This is a genomic window from Lysinibacillus sp. NPDC093712, assembly GCF_050280025.1.
Taxonomy (GTDB): Bacteria; Bacillota; Bacilli; order Bacillales_A; family Planococcaceae; genus Lysinibacillus.
Window position 1 is genome coordinate 52,312 of sequence record NZ_JBNNUU010000010.1, and the last position, 15,691, is coordinate 68,002.

The window sequence follows — 15,691 nt, forward strand, 5'->3', positions numbered from 1 at the left end:
ATAGGCTTTGTTATTAGATAATAAAGTTGTTTACTGAACAATAATGTTCTTTACTGAAAAACATCGTATTTAAGGATATCACCTTAAATACGATGTTTTTATATACAATAAAGTCGTATTAGTACCGTTAAGAAAGGGGTTACCTCAATGGTAATTTTATATATTTGTACATAGACACTCGTTTTATTGCATTGATTAAACAGTGATATTATCAAATAAATTATAATTTGTGTTCTGCAAGAGTGATCTCTTAATAGGACCCATGACAGAAATAAAGGATGCTTGGAATATAGATAGATACTCGTCTTTTTGGATTTTATCCCAATTATCAATATAGTCAGGATTATAAACTACATTTTCGCAATAAGCGGGAATCAAATTATTTAATAATTTAATTATTTTTACGTTATCTAAAGAAAGTAATTGGTTCCTAAATCTCTTATAAAATTCAGCATCTTTTTTTAACCAACTGAATAGGATGATGGTATTTCCCTCTGATGGGAATATATTAAACATCAAAAGTCTCATAATTTCATTTTTTAGAGATAAATTATTAAGTATGTGCCCACTAATGTCGTATTCTAAAAAAAAGCCAGAACTTACAGCAAGTCCAGCTGGACCATCCAATACAAATGAGATAGTTTCTACAACATCAAAATCATTTTTTAGTAAAGCACTATCAAAGGTATCTTTATGTCGTAAAAGGTCTTTGACTCCCAGTTCATAGTTTTCGGACTTATTGAGGTAATCTCTATCTTTTAAGACACTGGGTTTGTCGAATGCAATTTTTTTATGAGCATTTTGTGCTTCTAATTTTTTATGGTATTCAAATGAAAATGCTCTGTAAGCAAATAGAAAATGTTGTTGTTCATCACCAATATATTCTTTATCTTCAATAGGTTCGAAAAGCATGTTATCGTGATAACCGCAAAACCCAGTAAAAGTGGTTGCTTCTTTTCTACCAATTTCTTTGAATTTCAACTTATATCTTGCAGCGGTAGGTGCTCCTTTTATCATGTACAACATGCCATTACGTGCTAATGTAGTTAAGATTCGGTTATTTTGAATAGAATGTGCTTTAATAATTGAATTGGAACACTTCTCCTTCTCTGGATGAATACATTGTTTAAATTTTGCATCACGCATCCGCTGATTTATAGCGGATTCAATAGGGATATTAGGGTTTAATAACGTTAACTTTTCTTTTAAATTACCATGACATTTTTTGTACTTTATACCTGATTTACATGGACAAGGGTCGTTTCTGCCAATATTCATATTTTTCATCACCTATTCACTATTTATAGAATTATTATAACAAATTTTCATTGCATACTTCTTCCATATTGGTTAATATCAATATATAGAAATAAATAATTTAGGTCGGGAACACCCCGCTTTTTACATGACTTTACTTATAGCATTAGCTATAGGTGAGACAAGTCGTGTTTAAAGCGGGGTGTTTTTTTGTCCCTAATTAAAACGGAGGTGAGAATGTTGAATCTAATTTCAAACGTAATGAAGTCTACAAAAGTAAAAGCATTAACATCAGCTGTAGTAATGGGAACAACAATGTTTCTAATCCAAACTCACGCTTTCGCTGATAAAGCAGATGATGCACTTAAAGCAGCAGGTATAGAGTCCAAAAGCATTGATGGAAGTGGAAAAGATTCATTTTTTGGTAGTGTCACAAATTTAATCTTTATTGTAATGGGCATTGGTGGCTTATGGTCAATATTGTTTATTGTTATTGGTGCTATGACATTATCAGGGAGTAATGGGAATCCACAGAAGCGCGCAATTGGTATTGGTTCTCTGTTTACAGCGGCTATTGGTTTGTTCATTATTTACAAAGCTTGGGATATCGGAGGTTGGGCCATTAGTTTAGGTAAAGGTCAGTAATTTATAACATCTATTATCAGCACCTTCTATTAAAAGAAGGTGTTGTTTTATCAATGTGGCAAAGAGGTGATATGCATTGCGAAGAGAGAAAGTACCAGTTGATATGTCGAGTGAGCAAAAGAATCTCATGGGGGTCATGTCTTCAAGACAACTAATCTATCTTGGTGTAGGAGTAGCATTAACCTATTCGTACATACAGCCTTTATTTTCTATTGTTAATAATGTAGCTGGATGGATTACAGCTTTAATAATTTGTGTTATTACAGTCCTTCCTGTTGCATTTGTAGTTGGATTTTTTGGGTTTACTAAAGTTTCAAAATACAACATGAACAGGGATTACTTTATGCTAATTAAACTGCAAAAACATACTCAATATGGAAAGTGGAGAAAAGGGGTTTAAAGAAAGGAGAGCTATATTTGATTGATGTACTGGTGTTCGGAGCTATTGGGTTAGCTTTGTATATTCTTTCTAGAGTGATGTTAAAAGAACCAATCTTCCCTTGGAAAGAAAATAAGGTTATTGCAAACGACATTTCCTTAAATAAGAAATTTAATCAGAAGAATAAAAAAAAGAATAACAAAAAGGACACTGTAAAATCTCCATTAGATGAAGAAGAAGCTGCACCATTTCGATTGCTTTTTCCAGACATAATTGGATTCGATGGACACATGATACGTAGAGTAAATAATGAATTTAGCATGCTAGCTGAAGTTGAGCCTGTAAATTACTACCTGAGAGATCATGAAGAGCAGGAGATAATTGATAGTGCCTTCGAAACTTGGGTAGCAGCAAATAAATATGACGTACGTATCTATATGCAAAATCGTTTTGTTGATTTGTCTGAAGCTGTGGAAGAAATCCAAAGAACATTGCGTTCACAGGAGGATCTTAATCAAGAAGCGAGAGAGTTCGGTGAAAACATGGTTAGAGAATTGCTGTATTGGCAAAATGCAGAACCGCGTTTTGAAGCAAGGCGGTTCGTTATCTTCGATTATCGTGTAGATGTTAAGGAAATTAAAGTAGAGGATGAAGAAGAATTAGAGGAAAGAATTATTGATAAGGCCTTTAATGAATTACATCGTCGAATTCAAGCTGCGAGACAGCATTTAAGAAGCGGTGAAATGGAAGTAAAGATGCTATCTACCGATGGAATCGTTGAATTGTGCTATTACAGCTTTAATCGTAAAAGGGCTTTGAAAAATCGATATAAAGACGTTGAAAATCATGAACAACTTTCATTATATGTAACTGCGGATCAAACTCCAAAAAGAATTGCATTAGTGAAAGGAGGATTAGAAAAGTATGTTCAAAATGAAAAAGATGCGGGAGGAAACATCACCGGAAATGAAAACAAAGAAAAGCTTCTTCAAACTACGTAATAACGAAGTAAAGTCTGAGGAAACTCCAGTTGAAAAAGAAATGTCAGAGGAAGAATTAATTCTTAATATGAAACCTACTGTTTGGGATGTAATAGCTCCTGATGGAATCGGGATTACCGAATTAAGTGATGATTCAGGAACTATCAAACAATCCTTTGGTTCAGAAACACATTTCTATCCTTTTTACATTTCAAGAGATGGTTATCCTCGAAAGCTACAGACTAATTGGATTAATGATATAGTTTCCAGTGGCGAATGCGACGTTATGATAGATATTCAAAAGATACCAAAGTCGACTGCAGTGAAAATGCTACAAAAGCAGAATACTATTTTAAAATCAAATTTATACTTCCAATCTAAAAGGGGAAATCAAGACCAAATTTTAGATATACAAACTAAAATTGCAGATAATGAAATTTTGGCTGAAGAAACTCAATTTGATGAGAATGACCTATACCACGTTGGTGTTTCAGGAATTCTCTATGGTGATTCCAAACGTTCATTAGGTAAGTACCGCGAATATTTAGAGGATTTATTAGCAGGGAGCTTTATAAAAATTGTTTCGACTTGGGGAAGGGTTAAAAAGGGATTTCGTTCAAATACACCTCTTGGGAAAAATGAAATTCCAGACTCTTTGAGAAATATTGATCGTCGAGCGCTATCAACCTTCGCACCATTTATTAGTGGTAGTGGTAAGTTTAATGGTGGAATACCCATTGGAAACAATATAAGAACTGGCCAGAAAGAATTTTACAATGCATTTGGCACAAGCGAATTTAGACCACCTAACTATAACATGGCAATACTAGGTATTGCAGGTTCAGGTAAATCAATTGCCATGAAACTCCTCTTATCAAGGGAAACAACAGGTATGAACGTATATTCTCGTTTGATTGATGTAGAAGGAGAATATGTTCGAATTGTAAAACGCTTAAAGGGTATTAATATTACTCTTTCAGAAGACAGTAAAATCCGTATCAACCCATTAGCTATTCATGTATCAACGATTCCTTATGACGAAGATGATGAAGAGTTAGAAGAGCTGGAAGATGGTGACGAGCGTATTGTTATTGAGCGTGAAGATGGTCAAAAGTTCATACAATTTGTTCCTATTCGTGAAAAAATCAACGAAGCTACAGAGTTCTTTGATATTTTATGCAGGGGGAAAAATCAAGAAGATTCAGGTTTAAATATATTTGAAAGGAACTATACAGAGGAGGCACTTACTTATCTTTACACAATAGATGAAAGATTTAAATACAGAACACATCCATCTTCACTATTTATAGAAGGAGCTAGAGAAGAGAACGGAAAAATTATTCAAACAAAAGTAAAAAAACCAGAGCCAATTTTAACTGATGTCTTTAATTACTTGTTTGACAGATACGAAAATGAGCCCAAAGCTGAGCGCTTATTGGCTACTATTCGACCGTTTTTATCCACTGGTTCAAAACCAATTTTTGATGGACAAACTTATTTCGGAAAAGATAATGAGGGTGTCAATATCCATACAACAAAACTGGTTAACTTTAATCTTAAAAATATGGAAGAGGGATACCTCAGACCAATTGCTTACCACGTTATTCTCAATTATGTATGGGAATACTTTGTCAAGAATGTTGACAATGAACTTAAGAAAAAAGTCGTTTACGCAGATGAGTTTTGGACAATGGTTGATAATGAACAAACTGTATCATTTGCTGAGAAAATGGCTAGACGTGCACGTAAACGTAATGCAGGTTTCCGTATAGCATCACAGGACTTTATCAGAATTTTAGAGTCTAAAAAGGCACGTGGGGTCTTACAAAATACGTATACATTCATGTTCTTTGAACAAAACTCTGTTGACCTTTCAGCAATTGAAAAAAACTTTAACTTAACACGAGGAGAACGTAAATTAATCTTTGAAAATCCCGAAAAGGGTGAATGTATCTTACGAATTGGTAAGTCTTCCGTCCATTTAAGAACAGATCCGTCTACTAGTGATTTAGAATTTATAGAATCGAATGCTGCTGTATTAGCAGAATCGCGTAAGCGACGAGAATTTGCTAAAACCGCAATCTAATTTTATTTAATTCTAAAGAAAGGAGATGGAGTCAGTCATGTTTGAAGCAATTGGTGAGAAGATACTTGCCATATTTGAAAGTTTAATGACCTTTATTTACAAAAGTTTTATAGAACCTTTCACTGGACTATCATCATTAAAGGATTTAGTCTACGGCCAAAATAAGGATGATGGCGAGTCACTTATTTGGTCTACCTTTCATGCAACTGATTTAACAAATGCATTTTCACCAATCTATTTAATGCTATTAACACTTGCTGGTTGCTTCTTTATAGGTTTCATTGTTATTGGAGGTATGAGGATTTCAAGTTCTCAACTTAATGCCAGTAGAAGAAATGAAGTAATGGATTTTACAAAAGATCTGATTCTAGTAGGTATGATGTTATATTTCTTGCCTACTGTTTATGAAATATTATTTCAAATAAACGAAGTGATTATAAACCTTTTTGCAAGTTCGCATGATTCTCAATTGGATACCATTCAAGAACAAATGGATTTAGATAATAAAGAATCAGAATTCAAAGGTGTTATTGGGAAGATAGCAGTTAACCTTGTTTTACTTGGCTTAGCAATTTGGGCAAATTTTTATTACATGATGAGACGTGTAACATTAATTATTTTAATGGGAATGGGCCCCTTAATGTTGGTCTTCTGGATGATGCCTAATTTTAAGTCTATTACTACGGCTTGGCTTAAAGAACTATCAGGAACAATATTTGTTCAATCAGTTCATGCCGTTGTATTTTGGACAGTTTCTGTTTTATCTGCATCTTCAAATGGGTTAATAGAAACCATAATCGTATACGTCATTTTCATTCCCATTTCGGAATCAATAAGAGGGCTACTAGGTATGGGAGGCGGTATGCATAGCAATCTTTCCAAAGCGGGGGCCATGTTTGGTATGAGTGCATTGGCAGGAATGGCTGGAGCGGTTAAAGGTGCTATGGATGGGAAATCTGTAAGCGGTACGTTACAAGGACTTCGTAAGGGAACGACTGGTTTACGTGATGGTAAAGACGGCGAAAAAAATGGGGCTGCTGATGAGCCCGAATCAGGTTCAATAACTGGAAATAAAGAACAAAAATTTGCCGGCAATATGACAAGCCGAATGTTAAAAGCTGGAGATATTATGAGCCGAGGCGGAAAAGCTGTGTTTGGAATGGCGGGTGCTATTGCTGGTTCAGGTTTAGGACCTGCTGGGGCAATAGGCTTAGCTGAAGCAGGCGCGAAAATAGGTGAATTGGCTGGAAATCCAGTAGGGCGAATGGGAAGTGCAGCTGCTAGTTTGATTTCTTCGCGAATTAGTGCTGGTAAAGATGCTGTATCTTCAATGAAAAATCGTTCTGGTGATGATGAATCACTTGCAAAAGGTTTAAGTAAACACAACACAAATGATTGGGCAAAAGTGAATAAAGATAAAATCATGGATGATTTACGTGATCGTTTCCCAAATGCTACACCACAAGAACTAGACAAGAAATTTGGTGATATAAAAAAGCAAAAAGAAGCTGAGTATTTATCAACAGCAAAAGCACAAATTCAATCAGCTAAAAAGGTTGCTAAGGATATTGGAAATGGCAATCAGCTAATAGCTGCTTCTGCTAATGAGATGGCACAGCAATGGGGTAAAGATAATAAAGAAACATTTATGCAAGATTATGCGACAAAGAACCCACAACTAACTGGCGAATCTAAAGAATCATTTAATTTACGGAAAGAAGCAGCTTTCCAAGAACGAATAAATGATGTTAAATCAAAATTTTTAGGGGACGGACGAAAATTCCTTTCTGCCAATGCAGGAGCTAGTGGTGACGTTTCAAGAGATGCTGTAGCTAATTTTATGAATGATGCAGCTAAGCAACATATTGGTATTGGGGACACTAGTAATCTACTTTCAGCTTCCAAGAATGGCATGGCGAATGTTTCAGGTGCCTCTTTCTTAAATGAATCTGGAAAACCTAATCACTCATTATTAGCCAATAGTATTGCTCATGTAAAAACAGCTCAACAAGGTGCTGAATTTATTCAAAATAGACCTGAAGGAATGTCTGAAGAGACAGCTCGAAAAGAATGGTTGAAAAATGAAAAATCAGTTTATGCAGGACATGTTGGTTCAATGAAAACTCCAGAGTTTTCTAATGCAATTAATAGTTCAGTGGAGCCTTTATCAACATCAACAGCGAAAGCTTTCTTAAGTGGGGCTTCAGGTATTAATTCTTTCCAAAATCTCGGGAAACGCTTTGATGCAGGAGCTAACATGGGTCTTGCTGCTTTTAGCCAATCAAAAGATGAAGGGCAATTATTAAAGGCAATACCAAATGCAATTAGTGGATTTAATACTGGATTTGCCAATGAACATATTGCTCAAAATGCTGGAGATGCAGTCCAAGCACAAAAACAATTTACGAATGCTGCAGGCTTTGCCGGAGCTCTTGTCTTAGGTAGAACAGGCTTAAAATTAGCCCAAAATGGGGCGACAAGAATGTCTTCTCCTTACACACAAGCAGTGCAAGAACAAATAGCATCACCTTCTGAAGTAATATCAATGGCTCAAACGGTAACTGATGAGCATGGAAATACAAAAATTGCTCCTGGAGCCATAAGACAAGTAATTACACGTGATTCATCTCACGTTGAAGTAAGAACTGGTAGTGGTGAAATAATGACTGTATCTCGTATGGGTGCAGGTGCAGAGTCATTAAAAAATGGTGATGTAGTATATCAAGACCTTACAAGTGAAGGAGATTCGTTGGTGGCTGTATCTGGAGCCAAAGGAGGTCCTTCAACTTATCGAATGGATAGCGGTGGGGCAAGAATTCAAACACCTGTTGAGATTAATTCATCACACAATAGTTTGCTAGGAAATCCAAATGCAAGCGCAAATCATGCACCAGTGAAACGAAATGATGTACCTGTATTTAATCAAAGAGTAGATTTAGGTAATTTCTTTACTGAAGATGTTGTTGCATCTGGTATGTCTAATCCGCAAGTATTGGTAGAAAAAGGTCGTCAATATGTGACAGCAGAAAAAGATGGACAAACATACCGTATCTCTCCAGTTTTTGCAGGAGATACACGTTTGAATAACAATGAAGTTGTAAATATTCCAGTAGAAATTAGTAATGGGCAGTTACAACCAATTAAAATGTCCAGCGAAGGTATGGTAGCACAAAAAGTTACTCAAGAATTACAAATGGCTAATACCTCATCACAAACGACTACTATGCCAAATCAATCAGTTAGTAGCCGTACAGTTAACCAACAAATACAAGTACCTGGTAATGAGCTAACGAATCAAGCTACAAAAATTTATGATCAACGAGGGGTATCAGGTATGGTTACTCAAAGTTTACCTGACTATTTAATGTCCTCTCGTCATATGGAAAGAGCAACACGTTCTGTAGATAGACGCAATCAATTAGATGTAGTGCGAAGAAAACAAGGCATATTAGGCTAGTTGTTTGATACAGAAAGAGGTGGATGTTTAGATGAAACACTCTGATCAAGAGGAACAACAACCAACTGTATCGCAATTAGCAAAGGAGAAAGTTAAAAAGGAAGCATCTAAGCAAGGAAAAAAAATCGCTAAAAAATTTGCGAAAAACGTGGCTAAGAAAGCTATAAAGTTAGCAGTAAAGGCCATCGCTGGAGCAATTAAGGCAATTGTGGGGTTTCTAGCTTCAGTACTAGGCCCCTATGCCCTAGCTATAGTAGGTGTTTTACTTGTAATCATCTTTATCTTTATAATGACAACGGTAATATTAAGTGAAGATGATTCTTTAGGAGAAGATGCTGAATTAATAAGAGAGTATGCTATTGCTGCAGCTGATACAACAGTTGATCCAGACCGACCAGAACAACAAAAATACAAAGTTCCTTTCCAATTAATCATTGCGGCTGTTCAAATTTATTATTCTGAACACAATAAATTAGATATAGAGGATGCAATGTATGATATAGCGGAAGCACTTAAACCCATATTTACTTATGAAACTAAGCAAGGACTAATAGAAACCATAACCACTGTTTGTACAGATGGGAATTGCACAACCACAGAATCTAGTCAAACAATTGATGTAGAATTACTTATTAAGGTAGAGGCGTGGGATCATATAATGATAGGAACGCCAGAGCTAGTAGTAGGAGACTGGGTTACAGAAACTACCTCTTCTACGAGTGAATCAACAGACGAAAATGGGGAAACGGTACGTTCTACCACTACAACGACTACATCTACACGTATAACCACATATATCGTTAATGAAGATGCTACCGAAGACTACACAAGGTTTGAGAATGGATTATTTGCTTCACCTTTTAAAATGGGTGTAGAGGACCTCAAACTTATCGAGGTATTTTATCAAGCAACAGGTGGAAGAGTTAATTATGCTGCTTGGAAAAACGGTACATTAGAGGGCGAATATGAAAATAATTTTGGCGATATAAATGTTACTCCTGGAAGCAATGTACCTGAAGAATTTATGAAATATTATTTGGGAGCTCAACAAAAGTTTGGTGTGCCTTGGTATTATCTCGCTGCGCTACATTGGGTTGAAACTAAATTTTCAACACATAAACCAATGATATCTTCAGTTGGTGCAGAAGGCCATTTACAATTCATGAGATGTACTTGGCATGGATGGAGTTATCCTTCATGTAAAGGTACTAATGGTCATACCGAAATGCCAGAATCAGATTTATATAACCCTGCTATTGTTAAAAAGTATGGTGGATACGGTATTGATGCGGATGGAAATGGAAAAGCGAGTCCTTGGGATGTTGCAGATGCCATTTACACTGCCGCATACTATTTGTCTAAGAATGGATTCGCTAGTAATAAAGATGGGGCAATATTTCAATATAATCATTCTAATTCTTACGTTGCTTTAGTAAATCAAAAAGCTAATGAATTTAAAGATGCTGCAACGATCAACTCAAATGGAACTGGTGAGAAGCCACCAGCGAATGTGAAAAATGGTTTTATTAGACCTGCTGCAGGTCAAGTAACCTCACCTTTTAGTAGTCGATGGGGTAGCTTCCATTACGGCGTTGATATAGCAAATAAAACTAATACGCCTATTTTAGCAGCCGCAGATGGGGTTGTTACAAAAGCAAAAGGGGGTTGCCCTGCCCAGGGTTATTTAGGAAGTACCTGCAATGGTGGATGGGGTAATTACATTTGGGTAAAACATCAAGCAGATGGAGTTCAATACGAGGCCGTCTATGCGCATTTAAATAAGATTCAAGTGTCTGAAGGTACAAAGGTAAAACAAGGTGACACAATTGCCTTAATGGGGACATCAGGAAGTTCAACAGGCACACACTTACATTTTGAATTACACAAACCAAGTCGCGTTCAAAATGATAATGTATTAAATCCGGCAGATTATGTACCGTTCTAAATTATGTGAAATCACCTACCTAGATGGTGGGTGATTTTTTCAAAAGGAATGATAAATGTGAATAAAAGGCTTATCTTTAGTGCGTTATTTTTACTTGGATTCTTAATTATAGGTCTCGGCATGTATTTTTATTTTGCTAATAAGGAAATGGAAAAAGAGGCTCTAATAGAAAATCAAATTTGGGTTGAAAAAAAAGCTTTAGACTTAGAGATGGAACAGGTCGATCGTGAAAAAATAATACATTTCATCGAAAACTCACTTCCCAAAAAAATTGATGTGAAAAATATAGAATTATTCTTCCATGATGCTTTAAATATAGAAAAGACTTCAGAGGAAGAATTACAGGAAAGAATCTTTGCCGAACTACATTACGCTATTAAAGAGCAAGACATAGATATGCTTGTTACATTATTTGATATACATTCTTATATGGAATTTGTGAATCTATATCCTAATCATGACGAATTAGTTGCTGCTCGGAATCAACTATTGAGTTTGATTAATAGGTCTGGGGAATATGATTCTATCAGCTACATTCGCAAAGATGAAAAATCATTTACTGTAGTCTTTAACTACAAAGCAGGAAATCCCATAAAAATGAATATGAATGTTAAGCGTTACACGGAAGATGGAACAAAGGATCATTATTACTATGCTATTAATTCATCCTTCATAGCCTTTTTTGACACATTTAACAAATCATCTATCAAGTAAACATTTGTTGTTATTTCTAGTTATAATTGATAAAATTAATGATGTGAAATATTTGATTAATTGTATATTTGAACGGGAACAACCTGTCGAGTAAAACATACATGGAGTATGTTTATTCGGCGGGTTTTTCTGTTTTTTAACTATAAATAATTTAAGGGAGGAAAAAACATGAATGAGAAACAAATTACAGGAAGCATTCTTAAAAGCTTTATACAACAAATTTGATACTTAACAGGGGAGTGATTATTTGAAAGTGAGCCCTAACAATGAATTTTATGAATTTCGACAATTTATGCAAGAGACTAATTTGTCGAAGTTAAGTGGTTTTGACAAACAAGTTTTTAATGAAAGAGGTGTTGAAATAGCAATTACTAATAGCCCTGAATATGCTGAAGGTTTAGTGAAATCACATAATCATTTTATGAGGAGTATTCTTTTATTAGAGGAAATAAAGAATCTTACAGATTGCTGTTTAATTAAAAGCCGAATAGAAGAATATTTAAGAAATTGCATAGGTTAATTTAAAGTTTTTGCAAATATCCAATCCTTATTTTAAAGCAATTATAAAAGAGAAGTAGTAATACAAATAAACAGAAGGGGGTAAAAATGATGCATTCAGCAATTCTTTCAAACGGAAAATTAATCACGGCTAAAGAATATGAAGCGGAAAGACATGGTATAGTCCTTTCTTGTATGGATCCTACTTGTAATGTGCCAGTCCATTTTGTAAAAGGGGATGTATTAAATACGCCGCACTTTAAAACAAGTGGAAAAGCAAATTCTATTCATAGAGAATCATGTGGATTTGCTAAAAAGCTAACTTTCAAAGATACAGTGTTCAAAGTTAATGAATACCAAGAAACATTAAGAGCACAAGGAATAAGAGAGTTTGTAGTAAAGCTAAATATGGACAAACTTGACCCAGACTATATTCCAAAAGAGGTTAATCGAAGTGGTAGCGAAAAGGAGGCGACACCTCCTCCAGAAATTGACCAAAAACTCTTAAAAGAAAAGCCCGAAACACCTTCATCTTTATCATCCCTTAAAAGTATCAAAAAACTATATCAAAGTGTCAGTCCTGATTTATTAGCTAGTATTGTTATTTCAATTAAAGGGAATCAAATACCTATATCAAAGTTAATTTGTCATTATGATATGGCTCATTATCTATTTTGGAAGGGTAACACATATGAAGTACCATATTTTGTTTATGGTGTAGTTGAGAACGTTATAAGGAGAGAAAAGGTATGGTTTATCAATTTAACTTCAGAGACATATTTTTTTACTTTAGTTATTTTTGAGAAGTATTTTAAACATTTTACTTACCGCGATGAAGATCTTGTTAATAAAGAAATTCTAGCAATGGGTTTTTTACGAAAAAATGAATATACAAAAGATAAGCCCTCTACTGAAATGATTATTAAATCAGATAAATATATAGAGTTCTTATAGTTGTTCTTTAGAAGGGAAGATGCAAATTGAAATTAAAAATTAGGGAGATTCTTAGCACTTGGAACTATTTTACTGTTACGCGAGAGTTTATAATTACTGCTTTTATAATTATTTCAAGTTTTTTAAGTGTACCTGGTGTTTTAATGTTTATCGAATCAATACAATTTGAGACAGAAAAAGAAAAAATTATTACAGCATTTGCAAATGCTGTATTAGTATTTGCATTAACATTTGCAGCAACAGTGAAAATTACAATTAATACAAGAGTAAATTTTAGTATGTTAATCATTTTGGGGGCTGTAGTATTCTTATTTGGATTTTTTTCATATGTAAGTAATAATCAAACGTTCATTTATCTCATTATTACATTTTGCATTTCTTATTTTGGGTTATATGGAATTGAGATTTATAGAAAGAAAAAATTACTAGTTAAAGACAATGAAATAGTAAACAAAAATATTGATGGATAATGTACCACAAAAAGTCCTTTTGCCTCGTTGGATATTCGAGCAGTCTAAAGATGAAAAAGATGAATCGTTTAGCAAAAGAATATATGACTAAGTATCCAAGTTATAGATTTCTTGAAATAAGTGGTAGTTTTGCAATTTGTGAAAAGTTAGAGAGACTAATATAGCTGTAAGGTTAAATCAAAGAAATAAAAGAAGCGGCTAATTTAGCCGCTTCAGTTCACCTGTTATTTATCATAATACATCTTTAATTTGTTCATCTGTCAGGTTTCGCACAAAAGTGTTATAGCTAGGTAAACCATACTTTCTAGCATATGCAGTCCAATAAGTGATGCCATTTGAAAAAGCATGGGCATTCTCACGTAATACACTTAGCAATTCTTCTTCAGTACGATGCAAGGTGCTGTTGTATTTAAGTAAAATTTTCCGATCAATTCGTGTTTTTATCCATTTCATAGTTGGTAAAGCTTCATTATTTCTTATTTCATGTTCTTTAATATGCTTTTCCCATACTTCATTAGTAGTAAAGAACGCTTGATGTTTTTCTAAAATCTCTAAAATTTGATTGTCAGTAAATGCTATAGGATTTCCTGCATTATTTTTAGACAAATTCATTGATTCCCGAAAATTATTCCAACTCCCGAAGTTACTAATAATTTTTTGGGGGTGGGGCAAGTGTAAGTGATTATTATTCTGACGAAACTCATCATACTTTCTCACAGAAGTTACATGTTCTATGAATGGTTCCATTACATATTGGATCAACATTTTTTGATAGTCCACTTCGATATGTTTAGGTACCTCGTCAGGGGATACATTGTGTAAAGAACAATAATCTCTAATCAATTCTATTGAATACTGGTGAACATGCTCCCATTCTGTAACTGAGAGGATATCCATAATCATATCAGAATAAGGCAAAGTATGATGCTTTCTACGATTAAGCATGTTATCCCATTGTTTGGCAAGTACAGTTTTATTAAAGTAACGCGATAAAATAATATTTACTTCCTCTTTTGAGAAATTTCTATATTGGTAATTCAAACACATACACTCCTAAACTATGAATTTTGTAGGTTAGATAGATAGTCAATCGCCCATTTATTGTTGCGAGCAGCAGCAGTCTTAATCTCTTGAATGACATCTGCTTGATATAAAGGGGCAAAAGCATCCACATAGGGAACCTTCTGTAATTCGCGATAATAGGAAGGCATTGCAGGTGATTTATAACGTCCAATCTCTTCTGGATAAGCTAAAGGTAAAGCGTAACTTAAAACATGTGCTCTTAAGTTTAAATGATTTAAAGGGAACTTATTAATTGCTTTTTGATAAAGCTGATCAATAGATTTTCCTTCTAATTTTTCAAACTTTGCTGCATTAGAGCAATTGAAGACATAACCGCTTCCTTTATCAGAGACATCTATCATAACGTGGTTTGTATCTTTATCCCATGAAATATCTAATTTAGAAGCGGGCACATAAAAATCAACTTTTTGTTGGTTATTAGAAATGAAATTTTCGTAAAGTTCATTGTAGTTATATGGTGTTCTTTGTGGTGACGATTCAACTAAAATCTTCGATGCAAAAGGTGGTATTGGATTAGGAGTTAGTAAATACCACGTTTTATCAGTTTCTGAATATGCAAAAACATAATCATGCATGTTCTCGAGAGATGCAATTGCTCGGTTTAGAGTTAATAGTGCTTCATCTGCAGAAATAACAGTTCTATTAGCTGACGCGTCATCATTATGTTCTTGATCTATGAAGATAGCTGTATAGGATTCTTCTATAGATGAAAAATCATTAAGTACATCTTTATTAGCTTCTCTAAAAGACTCAACTGAACTAGGACGAATGATTTTAATCGCCTTCATAAACTTAATAATAGGATAAATAACAACAAGTATAGGTAATAAGAGTAATGAGACAGCATACTGCATAGGAGTAGGTCGATTGCTATTAAAATTACTTCCAAATAAATTCATAATTAGAAGAATAAAAAAAGTCGGAATAGCGAGAAGTACAGAGAATATAACAAGTAAACCCATAATAAGGCCTAACACGTTAATGGTTGTAAGAATAGGTGAACCAGTTATCAGACCAATATTTCGAGTAATTGAAACTATACCAATTGAGTTGAGAAGGGGATAAATCCACTCGTTCCATTTCCAAATCAACATAAATGTAACTAGTATTCCTACTAAACCAGCTAAACCATTTTCCTTTTGCATGTCATATTGGCGCTTAGTTCCATACAGCCATAGTAATTCATTTAACATAGATATCACTCACTTTCATTATAAAATAAA

General features: G+C 34.3%; 13 protein-coding genes. 10 read left to right on the forward strand and 3 right to left on the reverse strand.

The features are described from left to right. Window positions 1–195 precede the first annotated feature (195 nt). Window positions 196–1,278 carry a YecA family protein gene (locus ACQKNX_RS22630; protein WP_427430800.1) on the reverse strand — a complete coding sequence of 361 codons (1,083 nt, stop codon included), beginning with the start codon at window positions 1,276–1,278 and terminating at the stop codon, window positions 196–198. 216 nt (window positions 1,279–1,494) lie between these two features. On the opposite strand from ACQKNX_RS22630, the gene ACQKNX_RS22635 reads away from it, so the two are divergent. From ACQKNX_RS22635 to ACQKNX_RS22680, 10 genes are all read left to right on the forward strand, one after another. Next, entirely contained in the window at window positions 1,495–1,902 is a 408-nt protein-coding gene (locus tag ACQKNX_RS22635) for a hypothetical protein (protein WP_427430801.1), read from the forward strand. 76 nt (window positions 1,903–1,978) lie between these two features. Further along, the gene (locus ACQKNX_RS22640) at window positions 1,979–2,302 is read left to right on the forward strand and encodes a PrgI family mobile element protein (protein ID WP_427430802.1); all 324 of its coding nucleotides are present in this window, start codon (window positions 1,979–1,981) and stop codon (window positions 2,300–2,302) included. A gap of 17 nt (window positions 2,303–2,319) precedes the next feature. Further along, entirely contained in the window at window positions 2,320–3,282 is a 963-nt protein-coding gene (locus ACQKNX_RS22645; RefSeq protein WP_427430803.1) for a hypothetical protein, read from the forward strand. Further along, on the forward strand, window positions 3,215–5,347 hold the full coding sequence (locus ACQKNX_RS22650; RefSeq protein ID WP_427430910.1) for a VirB4 family type IV secretion system protein: 2,133 nt from the start codon (window positions 3,215–3,217) through the stop codon (window positions 5,345–5,347). Before ACQKNX_RS22645 ends, ACQKNX_RS22650 begins: the two co-directional genes overlap by 68 nt. Before the next feature lie 37 nt (window positions 5,348–5,384). Continuing rightward, entirely contained in the window at window positions 5,385–8,804 is a 3,420-nt protein-coding gene (locus ACQKNX_RS22655; RefSeq protein WP_427430804.1) for a type IV secretion system protein, read from the forward strand. A gap of 31 nt (window positions 8,805–8,835) precedes the next feature. After that, window positions 8,836–10,749, forward strand: coding sequence for a peptidoglycan DD-metalloendopeptidase family protein (locus ACQKNX_RS22660; protein WP_427430805.1), 1,914 nt, complete (start codon window positions 8,836–8,838; stop codon window positions 10,747–10,749). A gap of 57 nt (window positions 10,750–10,806) precedes the next feature. Beyond that, window positions 10,807–11,463 carry a hypothetical protein gene (locus ACQKNX_RS22665; protein ID WP_427430806.1) on the forward strand — a complete coding sequence of 219 codons (657 nt, stop codon included), beginning with the start codon at window positions 10,807–10,809 and terminating at the stop codon, window positions 11,461–11,463. A gap of 247 nt (window positions 11,464–11,710) precedes the next feature. Beyond that, on the forward strand, window positions 11,711–11,983 hold the full coding sequence (locus ACQKNX_RS22670; protein ID WP_427430807.1) for a hypothetical protein: 273 nt from the start codon (window positions 11,711–11,713) through the stop codon (window positions 11,981–11,983). 86 nt (window positions 11,984–12,069) lie between these two features. After that, window positions 12,070–12,915, forward strand: a complete 846-nt coding sequence (locus ACQKNX_RS22675) for a hypothetical protein (RefSeq protein WP_427430808.1) — start codon at window positions 12,070–12,072, stop codon at window positions 12,913–12,915. A gap of 26 nt (window positions 12,916–12,941) precedes the next feature. Beyond that, a complete protein-coding gene (locus tag ACQKNX_RS22680) occupies window positions 12,942–13,385 on the forward strand; it encodes a hypothetical protein (RefSeq protein ID WP_427430809.1) in 444 nt (147 codons plus the stop codon). A 231-nt stretch (window positions 13,386–13,616) separates the two neighbouring features. On the opposite strand, the gene ACQKNX_RS22685 is transcribed toward ACQKNX_RS22680, so the two are convergent. Then, window positions 13,617–14,426, reverse strand: coding sequence for a hypothetical protein (locus ACQKNX_RS22685; RefSeq protein ID WP_427430810.1), 810 nt, complete (start codon window positions 14,424–14,426; stop codon window positions 13,617–13,619). A 17-nt stretch (window positions 14,427–14,443) separates the two neighbouring features. Then, window positions 14,444–15,661 (reverse strand): hypothetical protein, encoded by a 1,218-nt coding sequence (locus tag ACQKNX_RS22690; protein WP_427430811.1) that lies wholly within the window; start codon window positions 15,659–15,661, stop codon window positions 14,444–14,446. Window positions 15,662–15,691: the final 30 nt, after the last annotated feature.

Coding starts and splice junctions, on each gene's coding strand:
- ACQKNX_RS22635 (WP_427430801.1), top strand. CDS start 1,495: ATGTTGAATCTAATTTCAAACGTAATGAAGTCTACAAAAGTAAAAGCA.
- ACQKNX_RS22630 (WP_427430800.1), bottom strand. CDS start 1,278: ATGAATATTGGCAGAAACGACCCTTGTCCATGTAAATCAGGTATAAAG.
- ACQKNX_RS22660 (WP_427430805.1), top strand. CDS start 8,836: ATGAAACACTCTGATCAAGAGGAACAACAACCAACTGTATCGCAATTA.
- ACQKNX_RS22690 (WP_427430811.1), bottom strand. CDS start 15,661: ATGTTAAATGAATTACTATGGCTGTATGGAACTAAGCGCCAATATGAC.
- ACQKNX_RS22675 (WP_427430808.1), top strand. CDS start 12,070: ATGATGCATTCAGCAATTCTTTCAAACGGAAAATTAATCACGGCTAAA.
- ACQKNX_RS22650 (WP_427430910.1), top strand. CDS start 3,215: ATGAAAAAGATGCGGGAGGAAACATCACCGGAAATGAAAACAAAGAAA.
- ACQKNX_RS22655 (WP_427430804.1), top strand. CDS start 5,385: ATGTTTGAAGCAATTGGTGAGAAGATACTTGCCATATTTGAAAGTTTA.